Annotated in this window: 18 protein-coding genes; 6 read left to right on the forward strand and 12 right to left on the reverse strand. The window is 68.8% G+C overall.

Features of this window, described 5'->3' with window-relative positions:
* The first annotated feature begins 186 nt into the window (after nucleotides 1-186).
* The 6 genes from tkt to pgl are packed head-to-tail and all read left to right on the forward strand — an operon-like array spanning nucleotide 187 to nucleotide 8,408.
* Complete coding sequence (gene tkt, locus HDC37_RS05285) at nucleotides 187-2,292, forward strand: transketolase (protein ID WP_179559353.1); 2,106 nt, start codon at nucleotides 187-189, stop codon at nucleotides 2,290-2,292.
* 50 nt (nucleotides 2,293-2,342) lie between these two features.
* A complete protein-coding gene (gene tal, locus HDC37_RS05290) occupies nucleotides 2,343-3,473 on the forward strand; it encodes a transaldolase (RefSeq protein WP_179559354.1) in 1,131 nt (376 codons plus the stop codon).
* Nucleotides 3,470-5,092 carry a glucose-6-phosphate isomerase gene (locus tag HDC37_RS05295; protein ID WP_179559355.1) on the forward strand — a complete coding sequence of 541 codons (1,623 nt, stop codon included), beginning with the start codon at nucleotides 3,470-3,472 and terminating at the stop codon, nucleotides 5,090-5,092. Before tal ends, HDC37_RS05295 begins: the two co-directional genes overlap by 4 nt.
* Nucleotides 5,093-5,099: 7 nt before the next feature.
* Nucleotides 5,100-6,692 (forward strand): glucose-6-phosphate dehydrogenase, encoded by a 1,593-nt coding sequence (gene zwf, locus HDC37_RS05300; protein ID WP_179559356.1) that lies wholly within the window; start codon nucleotides 5,100-5,102, stop codon nucleotides 6,690-6,692.
* Nucleotides 6,689-7,642, forward strand: coding sequence for a glucose-6-phosphate dehydrogenase assembly protein OpcA (locus tag HDC37_RS05305; protein WP_179559357.1), 954 nt, complete (start codon nucleotides 6,689-6,691; stop codon nucleotides 7,640-7,642). Before zwf ends, HDC37_RS05305 begins: the two co-directional genes overlap by 4 nt.
* Nucleotides 7,635-8,408 (forward strand): 6-phosphogluconolactonase, encoded by a 774-nt coding sequence (gene pgl, locus HDC37_RS05310; protein WP_179559358.1) that lies wholly within the window; start codon nucleotides 7,635-7,637, stop codon nucleotides 8,406-8,408. The genes HDC37_RS05305 and pgl overlap by 8 nt, the downstream gene beginning before the upstream one ends.
* Before the next feature lie 27 nt (nucleotides 8,409-8,435).
* Here pgl and HDC37_RS05315 read toward each other — a convergent pair whose 3' ends face one another.
* The 12 genes from HDC37_RS05315 to uvrB all read right to left on the reverse strand — a co-directional run bounded on the left by HDC37_RS05315 (nucleotide 8,436) and on the right by uvrB (nucleotide 22,420).
* On the reverse strand, nucleotides 8,436-8,789 hold the full coding sequence (locus tag HDC37_RS05315) for an RNA polymerase-binding protein RbpA (protein ID WP_179559359.1): 354 nt from the start codon (nucleotides 8,787-8,789) through the stop codon (nucleotides 8,436-8,438).
* Nucleotides 8,790-8,792: 3 nt separating this feature from the next.
* Nucleotides 8,793-9,041 carry a preprotein translocase subunit SecG gene (gene secG / locus HDC37_RS05320; protein ID WP_124293074.1) on the reverse strand — a complete coding sequence of 83 codons (249 nt, stop codon included), beginning with the start codon at nucleotides 9,039-9,041 and terminating at the stop codon, nucleotides 8,793-8,795.
* A gap of 73 nt (nucleotides 9,042-9,114) precedes the next feature.
* Nucleotides 9,115-9,924: a triose-phosphate isomerase gene (tpiA, locus tag HDC37_RS05325; protein WP_308472101.1), complete on the reverse strand. Its 810-nt coding sequence runs from the start codon at nucleotides 9,922-9,924 to the stop codon at nucleotides 9,115-9,117.
* Nucleotides 9,921-11,138: a phosphoglycerate kinase gene (locus HDC37_RS05330; RefSeq protein WP_179559361.1), complete on the reverse strand. Its 1,218-nt coding sequence runs from the start codon at nucleotides 11,136-11,138 to the stop codon at nucleotides 9,921-9,923. The genes tpiA and HDC37_RS05330 overlap by 4 nt, the downstream gene beginning before the upstream one ends.
* A gap of 8 nt (nucleotides 11,139-11,146) precedes the next feature.
* Nucleotides 11,147-12,157 (reverse strand): type I glyceraldehyde-3-phosphate dehydrogenase, encoded by a 1,011-nt coding sequence (gap, locus tag HDC37_RS05335; RefSeq protein WP_179559362.1) that lies wholly within the window; start codon nucleotides 12,155-12,157, stop codon nucleotides 11,147-11,149.
* Nucleotides 12,158-12,269: 112 nt separating this feature from the next.
* Nucleotides 12,270-12,896: a superoxide dismutase gene (locus HDC37_RS05340; RefSeq protein WP_179559363.1), complete on the reverse strand. Its 627-nt coding sequence runs from the start codon at nucleotides 12,894-12,896 to the stop codon at nucleotides 12,270-12,272.
* Between the two features lie 119 nt (nucleotides 12,897-13,015).
* Nucleotides 13,016-13,993: a DNA-binding protein WhiA gene (gene whiA / locus HDC37_RS05345; RefSeq protein WP_179559364.1), complete on the reverse strand. Its 978-nt coding sequence runs from the start codon at nucleotides 13,991-13,993 to the stop codon at nucleotides 13,016-13,018.
* Between the two features lie 68 nt (nucleotides 13,994-14,061).
* Entirely contained in the window at nucleotides 14,062-14,940 is an 879-nt protein-coding gene (gene rapZ, locus HDC37_RS05350) for an RNase adapter RapZ (protein ID WP_179559365.1), read from the reverse strand.
* 25 nt (nucleotides 14,941-14,965) lie between these two features.
* Nucleotides 14,966-16,876, reverse strand: coding sequence for an excinuclease ABC subunit UvrC (gene uvrC / locus HDC37_RS05355; protein ID WP_308472102.1), 1,911 nt, complete (start codon nucleotides 16,874-16,876; stop codon nucleotides 14,966-14,968).
* Between the two features lie 7 nt (nucleotides 16,877-16,883).
* On the reverse strand, nucleotides 16,884-19,802 hold the full coding sequence (gene uvrA / locus HDC37_RS05360) for an excinuclease ABC subunit UvrA (protein WP_179559586.1): 2,919 nt from the start codon (nucleotides 19,800-19,802) through the stop codon (nucleotides 16,884-16,886).
* A 109-nt stretch (nucleotides 19,803-19,911) separates the two neighbouring features.
* The gene (locus HDC37_RS05365) at nucleotides 19,912-20,349 is read right to left on the reverse strand and encodes a VOC family protein (protein WP_257021318.1); all 438 of its coding nucleotides are present in this window, start codon (nucleotides 20,347-20,349) and stop codon (nucleotides 19,912-19,914) included.
* Nucleotides 20,342-22,420, reverse strand: coding sequence for an excinuclease ABC subunit UvrB (uvrB, locus tag HDC37_RS05370; protein ID WP_179559366.1), 2,079 nt, complete (start codon nucleotides 22,418-22,420; stop codon nucleotides 20,342-20,344). Before uvrB ends, HDC37_RS05365 begins: the two co-directional genes overlap by 8 nt.
* Nucleotides 22,421-22,432 lie beyond the last annotated feature (12 nt).

Raw genomic sequence — 22,432 nt, forward strand, 5'->3', positions numbered from 1 at the left:
AGGACCGGTAGCGCGATCGTCGAGAGATGTCAACGCCCGGCCACGACCTGTCACAGTCGCTCGCCCGGATGTGCCGCTTCGCTATGCTGAAGCCACACGCGCGCCCCGCGCCCAATCCCCCGAACCTCACCGGTCTTCGCCGTGGATTGCCCGGCGTCGGGACGCACCCTCGAGAAAGGCGGCCCGGTGTCGGAACTGCGGTGGGAAGAGATCGATCGGCGCGCGGTGGACACCGCCCGAGTCCTGGCGGCGGACGCCGTGGAGAAGGTCGGCAACGGTCATCCCGGCACCGCGATGAGCCTGGCCCCGGCGGCGTACCTCCTCTACCAGCGCGTGATGAACCACGACCCGGCCGAGACGCGCTGGCCCGGGCGTGACCGTTTCATCCTCTCCGCGGGCCACAGCTCGCTGACGCAGTACGTGCAGCTGTACCTCGGAGGCTTCGGACTCGAGCTCGACGACCTCAAGACGCTCCGGACCTGGGGGTCGAAGACCCCGGGCCACCCCGAGTTCGGTCACACCGACGGCGTGGAGATCACCACGGGTCCGCTCGGGCAGGGCCTGGCCTCGTCCGTCGGCTTCGCCTATGCGCAGCGATTCGAGCGCGGGCTGTTCGATCCCGAGACCCCGGCCGGCGAGTCCCCCTTCGACCACCACATCTACGTCATCGCCTCCGACGGCGACCTGCAGGAGGGCGTCACGTCCGAGGCGTCGTCGCTGGCCGGGCATCAGAACCTGGGCAACCTCGTCGTCATCTACGACTCCAACCAGATCTCGATCGAGGACGACACCAACGTCGCCTTCACCGAGGACGTCGCGAAGCGGTACGAGTCGTACGGATGGCACGTCCAGACGGTCGACTGGAAGAAGACCGGTCAGTACGTGGAGGATGCCGCTGAGCTGTACGACGCGATCGAGCAGGCCAAGGGCGAAACCGACCGGCCGTCGATCATCATCCTGAAGACCATCATCGGGTGGCCCTCGCCGGGCAAGCAGAACACCGGCAAGATCCACGGCTCCGCGCTGGGCGCCGACGAACTGCGCGCCACCAAGGAGGTCCTCGGCTGGAACCCGGATGAGACCTTCGTGGTGCCGGACGACGTGCTCGCCCACACCCGGTCGCTCCGGGAGCGCGGCGCCGCGGCGCGCGCCGCGTGGCAGGAGAAGTTCGACGCGTGGGCCGCCGCCCACCCCGACCGCAAGGCCCTCTGGGACCGCGTCCAGGCGCGCGAGCTGCCCGCCGACATCCGCGAGGCGCTGCCCGTGTTCGCCGCCGGCAAGGACGTCTCCACGCGCGCCGCCTCCGGTCAGGTCATCAACGCGCTGGCAGCACAGCTCCCCGAGCTGTGGGGCGGCTCGGCCGACCTCGCCGAATCCAACCTCACCACGATCAAGGACGCGAAGTCCTTCATCCCCGAGGTGTGGTCCACGCACGAGTGGTCGGGCGACCCCTTCGGCCGGGTGCTCCACTTCGGCATCCGCGAGCACGCGATGGGCGCGATCGTCAACGGCATCGTGCTCCACGGGCCCACCCGCGCCTTCGGCGGCACCTTCCTCATCTTCAGCGACTACATGCGCCCGTCGGTGCGGCTGGCCGCGCTGATGGACATCCCGTCGCTGTTCGTCTGGACCCACGACTCGATCGCCCTGGGCGAGGACGGTCCGACGCACCAGCCGATCGAGCAGCTCGCGGCGCTGCGCGCCATCCCGAACTTCACCCTCGTGCGCCCGGCCGACGCCAACGAGACGGCCGTGGTGTGGCTGGAGCTGCTCCGCCGCCACGCCGGGCCCGCGGGTCTCGCGCTGACGCGCCAGAACATCCCCGTGTTCGAGCGCGGCGACGGCGAGGCCTCGGGCGACACCCTCGCTTCGGCCGACGGCGCCGCACGCGGCGCCTACGTGCTGGCAGACGCTCCCGACGGACGCCCCGACGTCATCCTCATCGCGACGGGGTCCGAGGTGCAGCTGGCCGTGGCCGCACGCGAGACGCTGCGGAGCGAGGGCGTGAACGCCCGCGTCGTGTCGGCTCCGTCGCTGGAGTGGTTCGCCGAGCAGGACGAGGCCTACCGCGAGTCGGTGCTCCCCGCCGCCGTGACCGCACGGGTCTCGGTCGAGGCCGGCATCGCCCTCCCCTGGCGCGGCATCGTCGGCGATCGCGGACGCTCGGTGTCGATCGAGCACTTCGGTGCGTCGGCCGACTACCAGACGCTGTTCGAGAAGTTCGGCATCACCGCCGAGGCCGTCGTCGAGGCGGCCCGCGAGACCATCGCCGCCACGACCGCCGCCCACTGATCCATCGAGCCACCGCGCTCTTGAGCCCCCGAGGCACTGAGGAGATCCTGATGACCACCCCCACCGCACGTCTTGTCGAAGAGGGCGTCAGCATCTGGCTGGACGACCTGTCCCGCCAGCGCATCGAATCCGGCAACCTGGCCGGCCTGATCGACAGCCGCAACGTCAGCGGCGTCACCACCAATCCGACGATCTTCGCCGGAGCCCTCGCCAAGGGCGAGGACTACGAGGCGCAGGTCACGGCGCTCTCCGACGACGGTGCGGACGTGGACCGCACCATCTTCGAGATCACGACGGATGACGTCCGCTCGGCCGCCGACATCCTGCGGCCGGTCTTCGACGCCACCGACGGGGTCGACGGGCGTGTCTCGATCGAGGTCTCCCCCGACCTCGCACACGACACCGCCGCGACCGTCGCGGAGGCGAAGAAGCTGTGGGCCCGGGTCGACCGCCCGAACGTCCACATCAAGATCCCCGCGACCCTCGCCGGTCTTCCCGCGATCACCGAGGTGCTCGCGGAGGGGATCTCGGTCAACGTCACCCTGATCTTCAGCTTGGAGCGGTACGCCGCGGTCATCGACGCCTACCTGTCGGGGATCGAGAAGGCGCGGGAGGCCGGACACGACATCTCCGCGATCCACTCCGTCGCGTCGTTCTTCGTCTCGCGCGTGGACACCGAGGTCGACAAGCGCCTCGAGTCGATCGGCACCGAGGAGGCGCGGGCGCTGAAGTCCCGTGCCGGCGTCGCCAACGCGCGCCTCGCCTACGAACTGTACGAGCGGGAGTTCGCCACCGATCGCGCGCAGGCGCTCGTCGAGGCCGGAGCCCGCGTCCAGCGCCCCCTGTGGGCGTCCACGGGCGTCAAGGATCCCGCCCTTCCCGACACCCTCTACGTCACCGAGCTCGTCGCGCCCGGCACCGTGAACACGATGCCGGAGAAGACGCTGGAGGCGACCTTCGACCACGGCGAGGTGACCGGCGACACGGTCACCGGCAACTACGCCGACGCGCATGCGGTCTTCGATCAGCTGAAGGCCGTCGGCGTCGACTTCGACGACGTGACCGATGTCCTGGAGAAGGAGGGCGTGGAGAAGTTCATCGCCTCCTGGCACGAGCTGCAGGGAACCGTCGCGGCGGCTCTCGAGGCGGCGCCGGCCAGCGTCGAGGAGGCTGCCCAGTGAGCTTCGACATCCACGTCTCCGGGCGTGTGAAGTCCGTCGTCGACGAGACGCTCCCCGGACTGGTCGCCAGTCTCGTCGCGTCGGGGATCACCGCCGGCGACGCGTCGCTGTGGGGTCCGGATGCGGAGTCCGAAGCGTCCAAGCGCCTCGGCTGGGTCCAGGCGGTGTCGGTGTCGCGTCCGCTCGTCGCCGAGATCGTGGCGCTTCGCGACGAGCTGCGCTCGCGAGGGGTCACGCGGGTGGTCCTCGCGGGTATGGGCGGATCGTCCCTCGCCCCCGAGGTGATCGCCCAGACCTCCGGGGTGCCCCTCGTCATCCTCGACTCCACTGCTCCCGGTCAGGTGCTCGCTGCGATCGACGGCGACAGCGAGGCCGGTGGCCTCAGCCAGACCGTCCTCGTGGTGTCGTCGAAGTCCGGGTCGACGGTCGAAACCGACTCGGCGAAGCGCACATTTGAGGCAGCCTTCCGTGACCTCGGGATCGACCCGACCGAGCGGATCGTCATCGTCACCGACCCCGGCTCGCCGCTGGATCAGTCCGCGCGCGGCGGCGGCTACCGTGTGTTCAACGCCGACCCCGAGGTCGGTGGCCGCTACTCGGCGCTGACGGCCTTCGGGCTCGTGCCCGCGGGCCTCGCGGGTGTCGACATCGGCGAGCTCCTCGACGAGGCCGAAGCCACCCTCCTCGAGGTCGCCGTCGACAGCCCCGAGAACCCCGCCCTCGTCCTCGCCGCGGCGATCGCGGGCGGAAACCCCCGTCGGGACAAGCTGGGTCTGGTCACCGACGGCACGCACATCGTCGGGCTCCCCGACTGGATCGAACAGCTCATCGCCGAATCGACCGGCAAGCAGGGCACCGGCATCCTTCCCGTCGTCCTCCTTCCGGTCTCGCCAGAGCTCGAATCCCGGCCGGCCGACCTGCAGATCGTGCGCCTGGTCGACGAGGCCGACGCCTTCCATCTCCGCGAGCGTCACGAGGGCGAGATCCTCGTCAGCGGTTCCCTCGGCGCCCAGTTCATGGTGTGGGAGTACGCCACGGCGATCGCCGGACGAATGCTGGGGATCAACCCCTTCGATCAGCCCGACGTGGAGTCGGCCAAGACCGCCGCCCGCGGCCTGCTCGATGCCCGTCCCGAGCCCTCGGCACCCGCCTTCACGCTGGACGGCGTGGAGGTGCGGGTATCCGATCCTGCCCTCGCGGCTTCCGGGACCGTCGCCGGCGTGCTCGATGCCCTGTGGGCACAGCTCCCCGCCGACGGCTACGTCTCCATCCAGGCGTACGTCAACCGGCTCGATCTTCCGCAGCTCCAGGGTCTTCGTGAGCTCGTCGCCGCAGACTCCGGTCGCCCGACCACCTTCGGGTGGGGTCCGCGGTTCCTGCACTCCACGGGTCAGTACCACAAGGGCGGCCCGGCCACGGGCGTGTACCTGCAGATCCTCGAGCAGACCGATGTCGACCTCGAGATCCCCGGTCGCCCCTTCACCTTCGGCCAGCTGATCCAGGCTCAGGCCGCCGGTGACGCCAGCGTCCTGGCCGACGGCCACGGCCGTCCGGTCGTGACACTGACGCTCACCGACCCGCAGGCCGAGGTCCTCGCCCTGTTCGAAGCCGCCCAGTAGGACGTTGATGACCGACGAGACCCCCGGATCGGACAGCGGCGCAACTGCGCCGGGTGTCGAGATCTCCCGCGGACGAAACCCTCTCCGCGACCCCGAAGACCGGCGCCTCAACCGCATCGCCGGGCCGAGTGCGCTGGTGATCTTCGGAGTCACCGGTGACCTGTCCCGCAAGAAGCTCATGCCCGCCGTGTACGACCTCGCCAACCGCGGGCTGCTCCCGCCGGGGTTCGCGCTCGTGGGCTTCGCACGCCGCGACTGGGAGGACCAGGACTTCGCCCAGGTCGTCTACGACGCGGTGCGGGCGAACGCGCGCACCGAGTTCCGCGAGGAGACGTGGGCGCAGCTGCTGGAGGGAATCCGGTTCGTCTCGGGCGAGTTCGGCGACGCCGACGCGTTCCGGCGCCTGCGCGAGACGGTGGATCAGCTCGACGCCGAACGCGGCACGATGGGCAATCACGCGTTCTACCTCTCGATCCCGCCGAAGGACTTCCCGATCGTCGCCGAACAGCTGAAGGCCTCAGGGCTCGTCGACGACACCGCCGACCGCCCCGAACGGTGGCGACGCGTGGTGATCGAAAAGCCCTTCGGACACGACCTGGCCTCCGCTCAGGCGCTCAACGACGCGTTGCGCAGCGCCTTCCCGACCGACTCGATCTTCCGGATCGACCACTACCTGGGCAAGGAGACGGTCCAGAACATCCTCGCCCTGCGATTCGCCAACGAGCTCTACGAGCCGATCTGGAACCGCAACTACGTCGACCACGTGCAGATCACCATGGCCGAGGACATCGGTGTGGGCGGTCGCGCCGGCTACTACGACGGGATCGGCGCGGCGCGCGACGTCATCCAGAACCACCTCCTGCAGCTGCTCGCACTCACCGCGATGGAGGAGCCGATCTCCTTCGACGCCCAGCACCTCCGGGCGGAGAAGGAGAAGGTGCTCGCCGCGGTGACCCTCCCCGAGGACCTCGCCCGCTCCACCGCGCGCGGACAGTACGCCGGCGGCTGGCAGGGGGGCGAGCGGGTTCTCGGGTTCCTCGAGGAGGAGGGGATGAACCCCGAGTCCACCACCGAGACCTACGCCGCGATCACGCTCGAAGTCAACACGCGCCGATGGGCGGGTGTGCCGTTCTACCTCCGCACCGGCAAGCGTCTCGGACGTCGCGTGACCGAGATCGCGGTGGTGTTCAAGCGCGCCCCCGAGCTGCTCTTCTCCCGCAACCAGACGTCGGGGCTCGGTCAGAACGCCCTGGTGATCCGCGTGCAGCCCGATGAGGGCGTGACCATCCGTTTCGGGTCGAAGGTGCCGGGCGCGGGTCTTCAGGTCCGCGACGTCACGATGGACTTCGGCTACGGCCACGCCTTCACCGAGGCGAGCCCGGAAGCCTACGAGCGCCTCATCCTCGATGTCCTGCTGGGCGACCCTCCGCTGTTCCCGCGGCACGAGGAGGTGGAGCTGTCGTGGCGGATCCTCGATCCCATCGAACAGTTCTGGGCCACTCAGGGCGGACCGCTCGAGCAGTACGCCCCGGGCTCGTGGGGGCCGGAATCCGCCGAGGCCATGCTCGCCCGCGACGGCCGCACCTGGAGGCGTCCATGATCGTCGACCTGCCCGACACCACCGTCAGCAAGATCTCGCGCGCCCTGGTCAACGTCCGCGAGGAGGGCGGCGCGGTCGCCCTCGGTCGCGTGCTGACCCTCATCATCGTCACCCGTCAGGGAGCACAGGAAGACGTCATCGACGTCGCCAACGCCGCCTCGCGGGAGCATCCGATGCGCGTCATCGTCGTGATGACCAACGGCGAGGACTCCCCGCCGCGGCTGGACGCGCAGATCCGCGTCGGCGGCGACGCCGGAGCCAGCGAGGTCGTGACCCTCCACGCGCTCGGCGAGGCGGGCTCGACGAACCTCGAGAGCCTTGTCACGGGGCTCCTGCTCCCCGACGCGCCGGTCGTCGTGTGGTGGCCGGACGAGACCCCCGACATCCCGTCGCAGACCTCGATCGGCAGGATCGCGCAGCGGCGGATCACGGATGCCGCCACCAAGCCGGATCCGTCGGGATGGGTCGCCTCCCTCGGCGAGAAGTACCGCCCCGGAGACACCGACCTCGCCTGGACCCGCCTCACCCGCTGGCGCGAGCAGCTCGCGGCGATCCTCGACCAGCCGCCGTTCGAGAATGTCACGAGCATCACGGTGCGCGGCGCCGCCGACTCGCCGTCCACGGCGCTCCTGGCCGCGTGGCTGCGCCTGGCGCTCGATGTTCCCGTCGACTGGGGCTACCTCCCCACCGAGGACTGGCCGCACGGGATCAAGTCGGTGACACTCGTGCGCGAGAGCGGGAACGTCGTCCTGGAGCGGCCGAGTCCTGCCGTGGCTCTCCTCACCCAGCCCGGTCAGCCCCAGCACGACCTGGCCTTCCCGCGGCGGAGCCTGCGTGAGTGCCTCGCGGAGGAGCTGCGGCGCCTCGACCCCGATGTCCTGTACGGTCGAGTGATCACCGAGGGCTGGGCGTTGCTCGACCCGCCCACGACGCAGGAGACACATGGCTGATTCGTCCGGCGAGAAGCGCGTCGTCATCACCCCCGACGCCGCCGCGCTGGCCGACTCCGTCGCCGAGCGTTTCCTCACCCGGGTCGCGAAGAAGTCGACGTCCCGCGACGTTCACATCGCCCTGACGGGCGGTGTCAGTGGCGCCGCCGTGTTGCGTGCCGCGGCCGCGCAGGCCCCCCGGCACTCCGTCGACTGGACGCGGGTCCACTTCTGGTGGAGCGACGAACGCTTCGTGCGGCGCCTCCACCCCGAGCGGAACGAGCGTCAGAGCCGGGAGGCACTGCTGGACGCGCTCCCGGGAGTGCACGTGCACGCGGCTCCGGCCAGTGACGAGGGTATGGACCTCGACGAGGCCGCCCGGGCGTACGCCGCCGAGCTCGCACGCTACGGGAAATCGGATCATCCGCAGTGGCCGACGTTCGATATCAGCTTCCTCGGCGTCGGACCCGACGGGCACATCGCGTCGCTCTTCCCCGACCGGCCCGAGATCCTCGTCACAGACGCGTCGGTGGTGGCCGTCCGCGACTCCCCCAAGCCGCCGTCGCAGCGGCTGACCTTCACCCGACCGGTGATCAACTCGTCGCAGCGGGTCTGGCTGGTGCTGTCGGGCACCGACAAGGCGTCCGCGCTCGGTCTCGCCCTCGCAGGAGCGAGCTACGCCAGCGTGCCCGCGGCCGGCGCGAAGGGGACGCGACGAACAGTGTTCTTCGTCGATCAGGCAGCGGCCGCCCAGGTGCCGCCTGAGCTGATCGACCGCGACTACTGAGAGGGCCGACAGAGCTCAGGCGGCGGGTTACTGGCCCCGACGCTCGCGAAGCTGGTTCAGCGCGTCCTCGAGAAGGGCGTCCGCCTCTTCCTCGGTGCGACGCTCCTTGACGTACGCCAAGTGCGTCTTGTAGGGCTCGGTCTTCGCCAGCGCCGGCGGGTTCTCGCGGTCACGCCCGGCGGGCAGACCGGAGTGCGGCGAGTCGATCGTCTCGGGGATCTCCTCGTCGGGGATCCCCGCGGCGAAGTACCGCACCGTCTCGTTGCCCAGCGCGTCCCAGTACGAGACGGCGATGCGTTCTGCGTGATAGCCGTGATCCTGCTCGCCCATGGGGCCGGCGCCCACTCGGGTGCCGCGGATCGCGTTTCCTCCGGTTGCCATGTCTTACAGTCCCTGGAACTTGGTGATGAGGCCGAGGGCCACGATGGAGGCGAACCACGCCAGAGCAAGGACCACCGTGAAGCGGTTCAGGTTGCGCTCGGCGAGCCCCGACGACCCCAGTGCCGACGTCATCCCTCCCCCGAACATGTCGGAGAGCCCCCCACCGCGCCCCTTGTGAAGGAGGATGAGGAGGGTCAGCAGGAGGCTCGTGATGCCGAGGAGCACCTGCAGGACGAACTCGAGGATCTGCACAGTCGTAGTGGCCTTTCAGCGCGATCCGGGCGAACCGCACAGGGGTCAAGTATAGGTCGGGTTGTCGCCGAGGTCAGACCCCGACGTGCTTCTGATACCGGATGATGGCGGCGAACTCATCCACGACGAGGCTGGCGCCGCCCACGAGCGCGCCGTCCACGTCGGGTTCGCGCATGAAGCGCGCGATGTTGCCGGATTTGACGGAGCCGCCGTAGAGGACGCGCGTGCGCAGGGCCGCCTCCTCTCCGAGCGACGCGCCGACGACGGCACGAAGCTTCGCGCAGACCTCCTGGGCCTGGTCGGGGGTCGCCGCCTGGCCGGATCCGATCGCCCAGACCGGCTCATAGGCCACCACGACCTCGCTCCCCTGCGCGAGACCCGCGAGGGCCTTCTCCAGCTGGGCCACTGGGACGGCGCTGGCACCGTGGGTCTCGAGATCCTCCGCCGTCTCGCCGACGCAGATGACCGGAACGAGCCCGTGACGCAGGGCCGCGGCGACCTTCGAAGCGACGATCTCGTCCGTCTCGCCGTGGTACTGCCGTCTCTCCGAGTGACCGATGATGACGTAGCGGCACTGCAGCTTGGCCAGGAAAGCCCCGGAGATCTCGCCCGTGTAGGCACCGGAGTCGTGTGCGGACAGATCCTGGGCGCCGAGGGCGAAGGGGATCTTGTCGGCGTCGACGAGCGTCTGGACGGTGCGGAGGTCGGTGAAGGGCGGGAAGAGCCCCACCTCCACGCTCCCGTTCTCGTGACCGGCATCCTTCAGGGTCCAGTGCAGCTTCTGCACGAAGGCGACCGCCTGCAGGTGGTCGAGGTTCATCTTCCAGTTACCGGCGATGAACGGAGTGCGCCTGGTCTGCGACGCAGCCGGATCAGTACTCACGCCTGCCATCCGAGGACCTCCAGTCCGGGGAGTTTCTTGCCCTCGAGGAATTCGAGGCTCGCGCCACCTCCGGTGGAGATGTGGCCGAAACGGTCATCGGCGAAGCCGAGCTGGCGCACCGCGGCGGCGGAGTCGCCGCCGCCCACCACGCTCAGTCCGGAGACCTTGGTCAGCGCCTCGGCGACACGGCGGGTGCCGGCGGCGAAGGCGGGCATCTCGAACACGCCCATCGGACCGTTCCAGAACACCGTGCGGCTGTCGGCGACGAGGTCGGCGAACAGTGCGGCGGTGTCGGGCCCGATATCCAGGCCCAGCCCATCCGCACCGAACGGTGTCTCCTCGATCGCGGATACCGGCGCGACGACGTGGTCGGCGTCAGCGGCGAACGACGCGGCGACCACCGCGTCGACCGGAAGCACCAGCTCGACGCCGCGCGCCCGGGCATCCTCGACGTAGCGACGGACGGTGTCGAGCTGGTCCTCCTCGAGGAGGCTCTTGCCCACTCGGTGCCCCTCGGCGGCGAGGAAGGTGAACATCATCCCCCCACCCACGAGGAGGCGGTCGACCCGCGGCAGGAGATGCTCGATCACGCCCAGCTTGTCGCTGACCTTCGAGCCGCCGAGGACGACCGTGTAGGGACGCTCGGGATTCTCGGTGAGGCGGTCGAGGACGTCGAGCTCCTTTTCGATGAGGAGCCCCGCTGCCGAGGGCAGCAGATCCGCGACGTCGAACACGCTCGCCTGCTTGCGGTGGACGACACCGAACCCGTCGGAGACGAAGGCATCGGCCAGGTCCGCGAGTTCCGCGGCGAACGCACGACGCTCCGCGTCATCCTTCGCCGTCTCGCCCGGCTGGAAACGCAGGTTCTCCAGCACCGCGACGTCGCCATCCTCCAGGGCGGCGACCGCCTCATGAGCGGATTCCCCCACCGTGTCGCGCGCGAACGCGACGGGCTTTCCGAGGAGCTCCGACAGGCGCTGGGCCACCGGTGCCAGGCTGTACTTCTCATCGGGCGCGCCGTCGGGACGACCGAGGTGCGAGCAGACCACGACGCGTGCACCCTGATCGATGAGCATGTTCAGGGTCGGGAGCGAGGCGCGCACGCGGCCGTCGTCGGTGATGCGCCCGTCCCGCAGGGGAACGTTCAGATCACAGCGGACGAGGACGCGCTTACCGGCCAGCGGGCCGAGGGACCCGAGGGTACGCAGTGCCATCCGTCGACTCAGAGACGCTCGGCCACGTACTCGGTGAGGTCCACCAGACGGTTGGAGTAGCCCCACTCGTTGTCGTACCAGGCCGAGACCTTCACCAGGTTGCCGCTGACATTGGTCAGCTCCGCGTCGAAGATCGACGAGTGCGGGTTCCCCTGGATGTCGCTGGAGACGATGGGGTCCTCGGTGTACTCCAGGATGCCGGCGAGGCGCCCCTCGGCAGCCGCGGCCTTGTAGGCGGCGTTGATCTGGTCGACCGTGAGCCCCTCGGTGGGGGTGACGATCGTCAGGTCGACGATGGACCCGGTGGGGACGGGAACACGGTAGGAGGAGCCGCTCAGCTTGCCGTTCAGCTCGGGCAGGACCAGGCCGATGGCCTTGGCCGCACCGGTGGAGGCGGGGACGATGTTGATCGCGGCGCCGCGCGCACGGCGGAGGTCGCCGTGAGGGCCGTCCTGGAGGTTCTGGTCGGCGGTGTAGGCGTGCGCGGTCATCATGAAGCCGCGCTCGATGCCGAAGGCGTCGTTGAACACCTTCGCCAGCGGCGCGAGGCAGTTGGTGGTGCACGAGGCGTTGGAGATGATGACGTCCGACGCGGGATCGTAGGTCTCTTCGTTCACACCCATGACGATCGTGGCGTCGTCGCCGGTGGCGGGAGCCGAGATGAGGACCTTCTTCGCTCCACCGGCGATGTGCTTCTTGGCGTCCTCCGCCTTGGTGAAACGCCCGGTGGACTCGATGACGATGTCGACACCCAGCTCGCCCCAGGGGAGGTTCGCGGGGTCGCGCTCCTCGAAGACCTTGATGGTCTTGTCACCGACGGTGATGGAATCCTCGGTGTAGGACACCTCGGCGTCGAGAACCCCGCCGACGGAGTCGTACTTCAGCAGGTGCGCGAGGGTCTTGTTGTCGGTGAGGTCGTTGACGGCGACGATGTCGATGTCAGCGCCCTGCGCGAGAGCCGCGCGAAGGTAGTTGCGTCCGATGCGGCCGAAGCCGTTGATTCCGATCTTGACAGCCACGAGAGAGGACTCCTGTTGTGTCGTGCGCGCGAGCGCGAGGGGTTGCGAAAGGTGGGGAAGGGAAAGGAACAACGGCGTCCCAGCGGACGATCCCGCTGGGACGCCGCGCTTGCTATGACAGTACCAGCAGGCCCGAGGTCTTCTCACGGGCGGCGTCGAGGCGCTGTGCGACGTTCTGCCAGTTGGCGATGTTCCACACCGCCTTGACGTAGTCGGCCTTGACGTTGAGGTAGTCGAGGTAGAAGGCGTGCTCCCACATGTCCAGCTGGAAGATCGGCACCGTCCCCTGCGCGGTGTTGGCCTGCTGATCGAACAGCTGCTGGATGATCAGCTGCTCACCGATCGGGTCCCAGCTGAGCACGGCCCAGCCGGAGCCCTGGATGCCGGTCGCCGCGGCGGTGAAGTGGGCCTGGAACTTCTCGAACGAGCCGAAGAACTCGGCGATCGCAGCCGCGAGCTCCCCCTCGGGCTGGCCGCCGCCCTCCGGCGACAGGTTCGTCCAGAAGATGGAGTGGTTGACGTGGCCGCCGAGGTTGAACGCGAGATCCTTCTCGAGCTTGTTCAGATTCGCGAGGTTGCCGCTCTCGCGCGCCTCGGCGAGCTGGTCCAGGGCGGTGTTCGCACCGGTGACGTACGCCTGGTGGTGCTTGTCGTGGTGCAGCTGCATGATCTTGCCGCTGATGTGCGGCTCCAGCGCGGCGTAGTCGTAGGGGAGGTCGGGCAAGGTGTACTTCGCCATGTTCTCTTCTTCCTATCGGCGCGCGCCGAGGCTCCCCGGCGCAGCGAGGGTGACGGGTTTCATCCTACTGAGAGCCAACAACCGGCCTCTGGGCTTGTTCCCCGTGAGCAGACGTTGTATCAGTCGTCGACGCCCGCGGGCACGGCGGACTCGGTGCCGGGGATGCCGTCGGTCTCAGCCTTCTTGTCGGCCATCGCCAGCAGACGACGGATGCGGCCGGCGACGGCGTCTTTGGTCAGCGGCGGGTCGGCGTGGTGGCCGAGCTCGTCGAGGCTGGCGTCGCGGTGCGCGAGACGCAGCTCGCCGGCCTGCCGCAGGTGCTCGGGCACCTCGTCGCCGAGGATCTCCAGCGCCCGCTCCACACGCGCGCACGCGGCGACCGCCGCCTGCGCCGACCGGCGGAGGTTGGCGTCGTCGAAGTTCACCAGTCGGTTCACCCCGGCGCGCACCTCGCGGCGCTGGCGGAGCTGATCCCACTGCGCCGCCGCGCGGGCTGCGCCCATCTCGGCCAGGGCGACGCGGATGCCCTCCCCCTCTCGGACGACCACGCGCGGGATGCCGCGGACTTCGCGCGCCTTCGCCGGGATGCCCAATCGGTGCGCGGCGCCGACGAGCGCCATGGCGGCCTCGGAGGCGGGGCAGCTGATCTCCAGCGCCGCCGACCGTCCCGGTTCGCTCAGCGCGCCCGCGCCGAGGAAGGCACCACGCCAGATCGCCGCCAGGTCGGGGCGGGCGCCGGTGGTGAGCCGGTTCGGAAGACCGCGCACGGGCCGGCGTCGCTGGTCGAGCAGTCCGGTCTGGCGCGCGAGGGTCTCACCGCCGTCGATGACCCGCACGGCGTAGTGGCTGCCGTTGCGCGCTCCCGAGCCGTGCACGTGGACGAGTTCGGGACGGACGCCGTACAGCTCGACCAGATCCCGGGCCACGCGGCGCGCGAGGGCCTCGGTGTCGACCTCGGCTTCGACGGCGACCCGGTTGGCGATGGAGTGCAGACCGCCCGCGAACCTCAGCAGCGACGTCAGTTCGGCCACTCGTGCCGTCGGCCGCGGGTCGCGGACAGCGGTCAATTCGGCCTTCACCTCAGCGGTCAGCGACACGGGACTCCTCAGCGTGGGTCGGAACGACGCTCCAGCCTACTCGGGCGCTCCGCCGCTCACGACCAGGGCTACTCGCGTCCCAGGTCGCGATCCTTCACCCGCACCGCGACACCGGGCACCTCGGCCAATCGCGCGGCGAGTTCGCGCGCCATCACCACCGAACGGTGCTTGCCGCCGGTGCAGCCGATCGCCACGACGGAGTGCCGCTTGTTCTCGCGCTGATATCCCTCCAGGACCGGCCGGAGCGCGGCCGCGTACGCGTCGATGAACGGCACCGCGCCCTCCTGGTCGAGGACGTAGTCGCGCACACCGTCGTCGACCCCGGTGAGCGCTCGCAGCTGATCGTTCCAGTAGGGGTTGGGGAGGAAGCGCATGTCGGCGACGAGGTCGGCGTCGGGGGGAAGACCGTACTTGAACCCGAAGCTCATGACGGTCACCACGTGCCGCGCCGCGCCCTCTTCGGAGAAGAGGTCGACCATGTGGGTCGCGAGCTGATGGACGTTGAACCGCGAGGTGTCGATGATGAGGTCGGCGTTCTCACGGATGGCGGCCAGACGCTGTCGTTCGCGCCGGATCCCGTCGAGGATCGTTCCCTCGACCTGCAGCGGATGCGGTCGACGGACGGCCTCGAACCGACGCACGAGCACGTCGTCGGAGGCGTCGAGGAAGAGGACGCGCAGCTGACGTCGGTCCCTGAGTTCGTGCAGGGCCTGCGGAAGCTCGGCGAAGAGGTTGCGGCCGCGCACATCGACGACCACCGCCACCTTGGGCAGCGCGTGGGCGGCGAGCTCGGTCAGATCGAGCAGCGGCTTCAGCATCTGCGGCGGCAGGTTGTCAACGACATACCACTCGAGGTCTTCGAGGGCGTTCGCCGCGGTGGAACGACCCGCTCCGGACATTCCCGAGACGATGAGCATCTCACCGGGCGTCGTCTGTTCGTCGGCCATGCCCTCCCCCGTCCTCTGCTCCAGGTTACCCATCGGCGAGGTGGTCGACGATCGCCGCGGCCAGCTTCGGTCCCACACCGGGGAGCTCGGTGATCTCCTCGGGTGTCGCCTTCTTCAGCGCGGCGACCGACCCGAAGTGCCGGAGAAGAGCGCGGATGCGGGCCTCGCCGAGACCCGGCACCTCGGTCAGCACGGACTGGATGTCGCGCCGACGGCGGCCGCGCTGATGCCTGATCGCGAACCGATGGGCCTCGTCGCGCAGGCGCTGGAGGAGGTACAGCGCCTCGCTCGTGCGCGGCAGGATGACGGGGAAGTCGTCACCGGGGAGCCACACCTCCTCGAGCCGCTTGGCGATGCCCGCCAGGGCGATCTCCTGATGTCCGGCGTCGGCGAGGGCGCGGGCTGCGGCCGCAACCTGGGGCTGACCGCCGTCGACGAGGAGGAGCTGGGGCGGGTAGGCGAAGCGGGGTCGTTTACGGGTGACGACTCCTTCCTCCGTCGTCTCTTCCTGCTCCTCCGGCCGATCGAGATAGGTCAGCCGGCGCGTGAGCACCTGATGGAGCGAGTCGGTGTCATCCGAGGTCTGCTCCACTTTGAACGAGCGGTATTGATCCTTCCGCGGCAGCCCGTCTTCGAAGACGACCATGGACGCCACGACATTGGTCCCGCCGAGATGGGAGACGTCGTAGCATTCGATCCGCAGCGGCGCTTCCTCCAGCCCCAGCGCCTCCTGCAGGTCGGTCAGCGCCTGGGTGCGTGCGACGTAATCACTCGTGCGGCGTGTCTTGTGGAGCATGAGCGCCTGCTGAGCGTTCAGCGTCGCCGTCTTCATCAGCTCCGCCTTCTGGCCCCGCTGGGCGACGCCGATCGAGACGCGCTTGCCGCGCCTCTCGCGGAGCCACTGCTCGAGTTCCTCAGCGTCATCGGGCAGCTCGGGAACGAGCACCTGACGCGGGATGTCGGCTGCGGCGGCGTCGCCGTACGTGCGCTGCAGCACCTGGTCGACGAGGTCGGCACCGGAGATGTCGATCTCCTTCTCGATGGTCGTGGCGCGCACACCGCGCACCCGGCCGCCGCGGACGACGAAGTGCTGCACGGCGGCGGCGAGTTCGTCCTCGGCGATGCCGAACAGGTCGGCGTCGGTGTCGGAGGGCAGCACGAGCGCGCTGCGCTTGAGGACCGCGTCGATGGCCTGGAGCTTGTCTCGATACACGGCGGCGGATTCGTAGTCCATCGCGGCCGAGGCCTCGTTCATGCGGGCTGTCATCTCACGGGTGAAGCGCTGATCCCCACCCGCCATGAAGGCGACGAAGTCGTCGACGATGGCGCGGTGCTCCTCGATCGTCACCCTCATCGAACACGGTCCGCCGCACCGGCCGATCTGGCCGGGGAAGCACGGGCGACCCGACGCCATCGCCTTCTTGTACGACGCGTCGCTGCAGGTGCGGATCGGGAAGACCTTGATGAGCAGGTCGATCGTGTCGTGGACGGCCCACACCTTGGGATACGGGCCGAAGTACTTGGCCCCCGAGATCCGGTGATTGCGGGTCACCATGACACGCGGCGCCTCGTCGCCCAGGGTGATGGCCATGAACGGGTAGGACTTGTCGTCGCGGTAGCGGACGTTGAAGGGGGGATCGAACTCCTTGATCCACTGGTACTCCAGCTGGAGGGAGTCGACGTCGGTGGCAACGACCGTCCACTCCACTGAGGTGGCCGTGGTCACCATCCGTCGCGTGCGCTCGTGAAGGGTGTGCAGCGGGGCGAAGTAGTTCGACAGCCGGGCGCGGAGATTCTTCGCCTTGCCGACGTAGAGCACGCGACCCTGAGCATCGCGGAACCGGTACACCCCCGGGTTGGTGGGGATCTCTCCGGCCTTCGGCCGGTAGGACAGCTGCGGGCGGCTCCGTCGCCCGGCGCGTTCGGTGGTCGTCACGGCCGACTCAGCCGGCCTTGCGGACCGCCGACTCGCCGAGCACCTCGGCCAGGAAGGCGCCGGTGTGGCTCTCCTCGACGCGCGCGACCTGCTCGGGGGTGCCCGTGGCGATGATCTGGCCGCCCCCCGATCCACCCTCCGGCCCGAGGTCGATGACCCAGTCGGCGGACTTGATGACGTCGAGGTTGTGCTCGATCACGATGACCGAGTTCCCCTTGTCGACCAACCCGTTCAGCACCTCGAGCAGGCGTCGCACGTCCTCGAAGTGCAGACCTGTCGTCGGCTCGTCGAGGACGTAGATGCTCCGGCCGTTCGAGCGCCGCTGCAGTTCCGTGGCGAGCTTGACGCGCTGCGCCTCACCCCCCGAGAGGGTCGTCGCCGACTGACCGAGCCGGACGTAGCCGAGCCCGACGTCGACGAGGGTCTTCAGGTAACGGTGGATCGCCTGAATGGGTTCGAAGAACTCCGCCGCCTCGGAGATCGGCATCTCGAGGACTTCGGCGATGTTCTTCCCCTTGTAGTGCACCGAGAGGGTGTCGCGGTTGTAGCGCTTCCCGTGACAGACCTCGCAGTCGACGTACACGTCGGGGAGGAAGTTCATCTCGATCTTGATGGTGCCGTCCCCCGAGCATGCCTCGCAGCGTCCGCCCTTGACGTTGAAGCTGAACCGGCCCGGCTGATACCCCCGGGCCTTGGCTTCGAGCGTCTCGCTGAAGAGGGTGCGGATGCGGTCGAACACGCCCGTGTAGGTCGCCGGATTGGAGCGAGGCGTGCGGCCGATGGGTGCCTGGTCGACGTGGACGACCTTGTCGAGGTTGTCCAGACCCGTCACCCGCGTGTGCTTGCCCGGCACCGTGCGAGCGCCGTTGAGGCGGGACGCCAGCACCTGGTAGAGGATGTCGTTCACCAGCGACGACTTCCCCGAGCCGCTGACACCGGTCACCGCCGTGAGCACGCCGAGGGGGAAGTCGACGGTGACGTTGCGGAGGTTGTTCGCCCGGGCGCCCACGACGCTGATCTTGCGCGAACGATCGATCCGACGTCGCTTCTTGGGCGTCGGGATCGCACGGCGACCGGACAGGTAGTCGCCCGTGATGGACTGCGGGTCGGCCAGGAGCGCGTCCAGCGGCCCGGAGTGCACCACCTCGCCGCCGTCGACCCCTGCGCGCGGACCGATGTCGACGATCCAGTCCGCGGCGTGGATCGTCTCCTCGTCGTGTTCGACGACGATGAGGGTGTTGCCGAGGTCGCGAAGCTTGATGAGCGTCTCGATCAGGCGGCGATTGTCACGCTGGTGGAGACCGATCGAGGGCTCATCGAGGACGTAGAGCACACCGGTGAGACCCGACCCGATCTGCGTCGCGAGACGGATGCGCTGCGCTTCTCCGCCTGACAGCGAGCCGGCCGAGCGACTGAGGTTGAGGTAGTTCAGCCCCACCTGGATGAGGAAGTCCAGCCGAAGCCGGATCTCGCGCAGCACCTGCGCGGCGATCTTGGCTTCGCGCGGGGTGAGCTCGAGGTCGGCGAAGAACGCGTGGGCGTCGCCCAGACTCAGCCGCGAGGCGTCGGCAATGGAATGGCCGTGCACCTGCACCGCCAGCACCTCGGGCTTCAGCCGTGCGCCGTCGCAGACCGGGCAGGGAACCTCGCGGAGGAACTCCGCCCAGCGCTGCCGCTGCGTGTCGGACTCGGCCTGCAGGTACTGGCGCTCGATATAGGGAACGACACCCTCGAAGCCGGACGAGTACCGCATCTCCCGCCCGTACCGGTTCTTCCACCGGACGGTGACCTTGTAGTTCTCGCCGCGCAGGACCGCGTCTTTGATGTCGGCCGGGAGCTTGCGCCACGGGGTGTCGAGCGAGAAGTCCAGGTCGCGCGCGAGCCCCTCCAGCAGTCGTTCGTAGTACTGGAAGAGACCCTTGCCCTGTGTCGTCCACGGGATCAGCACGCCGTCGCGGATCGAGAGGTCCTCGTCGCCGATCATGAGCTCGACATCCACCGACATGCGGGTTCCGAGGCCCGAGCAGGCGGGACAGGCGCCGAAGGGGGCGTTGAAGGAGAAGGTGCGGGGTTCGATCTCGGTGAGCTGCAGCGGGTGCCCGTTCGGGCACGCCAGCTTCTCGGAGAAGGACTGCCATGCCTCATCGCCCTCGCGGTCGACGAAGTTGACCTGCATGACACCGCCGGCGAGCCCCAGCGCGGTCTCGACCGAGTCGGTGACTCGGGAGAGGATGTCGGGACTTGCGACCAGGCGGTCGACGACGACCGCGATGTCGTGCTTGTAGCTCTTCTTCAGCGCCGGGGCGTCGGCGAGCTGGACCATCTCGCCGTCCACGATCGCGCGCGAGTACCCCTTCGCGCTCAGCTCTTTGAAGAGGTCGACGAACTCGCCCTTCTTCTGCGAGACCACCGGCGCGACGATCTGATACCGGGTGCGTTCGGGCAGTTCCATGAGCTGATCCGCGATCTGCTGCACGGTCTGTCGTTGGATGATCTCGCCGCACTCGGGGCAGTGGGGTATGCCGATGCGGGCCCACAGCAGACGCATGTAGTCGTGGATCTCGGTGATGGTGCCCACGGTCGACCGGGGGTTGCGGTTGGTCGACTTCTGATCGATCGAGACCGCGGGGCTCAGGCCCTCGATGAAATCCACGTCGGGCCGATCGACCTGACCGAGGAACTGGCGGGCGTAGGCACTCAGGGACTCGACGTACCGGCGCTGGCCCTCGGCGAAGATCGTATCGAAGGCGAGGCTGGACTTGCCCGAGCCCGACAGGCCGGTGAAGACGACGAGCGAGTCACGGGGGATGTCGAGGTCGACGTCCTTCAGATTGTGGACGCGGGCGCCGCGGACACTGAGCTTTCCGGATGACCCGAACGAGTGGCTTCCGCCGGATGCGGAGCCGGTCGGAAGGTCTGCGGACACGGGAGAACCGGGCAGGGCGACGGGAACGATGGGCACCCGTCAAGTGTAGGTGGGGCCTCCGACACGGGGTCCGGCGTTCGCGTGGAGCGAGAACCGGCGGACGTTCCCGTCAGCCGATCGTCACCCGCCCCGCCGGGTCGAGCCGCCATCCGGGATTGTGTGCGACCTCCCACGGATGACCGTCGGGGTCGACGAACACACCGGAGTAGCCACCCCACGGTGTCGCTCCGGCCCGGCGCGCGATCCGGGCTCCGGCGTCCGCGGCGGCTGCGAGGATGCTGTCGACCTCGGCCGGGGAGGTGACATCGTGCGCCAGGGTCACCCCGCCCCATCCGCCGGGGTCGTCGACGCCCGAGTCTTCGGCGAGCTCGGCCCTCCCCCACAGCGCCAACACGAAACCGTCGAGCGGGAAGAAGGCGACGACGCCGTCGATCGACTTCTCGTGCGGCGTCCACCCCAGTGCGCCGTAGAACGCCAGCGCACGATCGAGGTCGCCCACGCCCAGGGTGATGAGGCTGATCCGCTGCGCCATCGACGGGTCAGGCATGACCGGCTCGCTCCATCGCGCGGAGCTCCTTCTTGAGGTCCTGCACCTCGTCGCGCAGGCGCGCTGCGAGCTCGAACTTCAGCTCCCCCGCCGCCGCCAGCATCTGGCCGGAGAGATCGGCGATCGTGGCTTCCAGCTGCTCCGCACCCTCGGCCGCGATGCCCTCGCGTCGCAGCTGCGGCGTCGGCGACTTGCCCTTCCCGGACTTCACGCGCGAGTCCTTGCGGTTCAGCAGAGCCTTCGTGTCATCCGCCTCACGGGCGAGGACCTCGGTGATGTCGGCGATGCGCTTGCGCAGCGGCTGCGGGTCGATGCCGTGCTCGAGGTTGTAGGCGATCTGCTTGTCGCGTCGACGGTTGGTCTCGTCGATGGCGTTGCGCATCGAATCCGTGATGGTGTCGGCGTACATGTGCACTTCACCCGAGACGTTCCGCGCCGCACGTCCGATGGTCTGGATGAGCGAGGTGCCGGATCGCAGGAAGCCCTCCTTGTCGGCATCCAGAATCGACACCAGCGACACCTCGGGAAGGTCGAGGCCCTCGCGGAGCAGGTTGATGCCGACCAGGACGTCGTACACGCCGGCGCGCAGTTCGGTCAGCAATTCCACCCGCCGCAGGGTGTCGACGTCGGAGTGCAGGTACCGCACGCGCACGCCGTGCTCACCGAGGAAGTCGGTGAGCTCTTCTGCCATCTTCTTCGTCAGGGTCGTCACGAGCACGCGCTCATCGCGCTCCACCCGCAGGCGGATCTCCTCCAGCAGGTCGTCGATCTGGCCCTTCGACGGTTTGACCACGATCTGCGGGTCGATCAGTCCGGTGGGTCGGATGATCTGCTCGACCACCCCGTCGGCGATGCCCATCTCGTAGCGTCCGGGGGTTGCCGACAGGTAGACCGTCTGCCCGATCCGCTCTTTGAACTCGTCCCAGCGCAGCGGTCGGTTGTCCAGCGCGCTGGGGAGCCGGAAGCCGTGCTCGACCAGGGTGCGCTTGCGCGACGCATCCCCCTCGTACATCGCACCGATCTGCGGCACGGTGACGTGGGACTCGTCGATCACCATCAGGAAGTCGTCGGGGAAGAAGTCCAGCAGCGTGTGCGGCGGCTCACCCGGCATCCGTCCGTCCAGGTGACGGGAGTAGTTCTCGATGCCGGAGCAGAAGCCCAGCTGCTGGAGCATCTCGAGATCGAAGGTCGTCCGCATCCGCAGCCGCTGCGCCTCGAGGAGCTTGTTCTGCGACTCCAGCTCCTTCAGACGCTCGGCGAGCTCGTGCTCGATGGTTCCGATCGCCCGCTGCACGGTCTCCGTACCCGCGACGTAGTGCGAGGCGGGGAAGATCGGCACGGAATCCATCCGCTGAACCACATCGCCGGTGAGGGGATGGAGCATGTACAGCGCTTCGATCTCATCTCCGAACATCTCGATGCGGATGGCGTACTCCTCGTACACCGGGATGATCTCGATCGTGTCACCGCGCACGCGGAAGTTGCCGCGGGAGAAGTCGACGTCGTTGCGGTTGTACTGCATCGAGATGAACTTGCGGATCAGCGCGTCGCGGTCGTACACCTCACCCACCTGCAGGGCCACCATCGCACGCAGGTATTCCTCCGGCGCGCCGAGACCGTAGATGCAGGACACGGTCGAGACCACGACGACGTCACGGCGGGACAGCAGCGAGTTCGTCGTCGAGTGGCGCAGCCGCTCGACTTCGGCGTTGATCGAGGAGTCCTTCTCGATGAAGGTGTCCGTCTGCGGCACGTAGGCCTCGGGCTGGTAGTAATCGTAGTACGACACGAAGTACTCGACCGCGTTGTGCGGCATGAGATCCCGGAACTCGTTGGCCAGCTGGGCGGCGAGGGTCTTGTTGTGCGCCAGCACCAGCGTGGGCCGCTGCACCGCTTCGATCAGCCAGGCGGTGGTGGCGGACTTGCCCGTTCCGGTCGCCCCCAGCAGGACCACGTCGGTCTCGCCGGCGTTGATGCGGGCGGCGAGGTCGGCGATCGCCTGCGGCTGGTCACCGGACGGCTCGTATTCGCTGACGACCTCGAAGGGCCTGACGGATCGTGTGGTCTGCACTGTTCCAGGGTA

Origin of the sequence: Microbacterium sp. AK009, from assembly GCF_013410955.1 — a bacterium.
Lineage (GTDB): Bacteria > Actinomycetota > Actinomycetes > Actinomycetales > Microbacteriaceae > Microbacterium.

Bases quoted from the DNA above. Each gene is read 5' to 3' on its own strand.
- pgl (WP_179559358.1), top strand. From the start codon at position 7,635: ATGGCTGATTCGTCCGGCGAGAAGCGCGTCGTCATCACCCCCGACGCC.
- HDC37_RS05365 (WP_257021318.1), bottom strand. From the start codon at position 20,349: ATGCCTGACCCGTCGATGGCGCAGCGGATCAGCCTCATCACCCTGGGC.
- HDC37_RS05340 (WP_179559363.1), bottom strand. From the start codon at position 12,896: ATGGCGAAGTACACCTTGCCCGACCTCCCCTACGACTACGCCGCGCTG.
- zwf (WP_179559356.1), top strand. From the start codon at position 5,100: ATGACCGACGAGACCCCCGGATCGGACAGCGGCGCAACTGCGCCGGGT.
- HDC37_RS05315 (WP_179559359.1), bottom strand. From the start codon at position 8,789: ATGGCAACCGGAGGAAACGCGATCCGCGGCACCCGAGTGGGCGCCGGC.
- rapZ (WP_179559365.1), bottom strand. From the start codon at position 14,940: ATGGCCGACGAACAGACGACGCCCGGTGAGATGCTCATCGTCTCGGGA.
- HDC37_RS05305 (WP_179559357.1), top strand. From the start codon at position 6,689: ATGATCGTCGACCTGCCCGACACCACCGTCAGCAAGATCTCGCGCGCC.
- tal (WP_179559354.1), top strand. From the start codon at position 2,343: ATGACCACCCCCACCGCACGTCTTGTCGAAGAGGGCGTCAGCATCTGG.
- HDC37_RS05330 (WP_179559361.1), bottom strand. From the start codon at position 11,138: ATGGCACTGCGTACCCTCGGGTCCCTCGGCCCGCTGGCCGGTAAGCGC.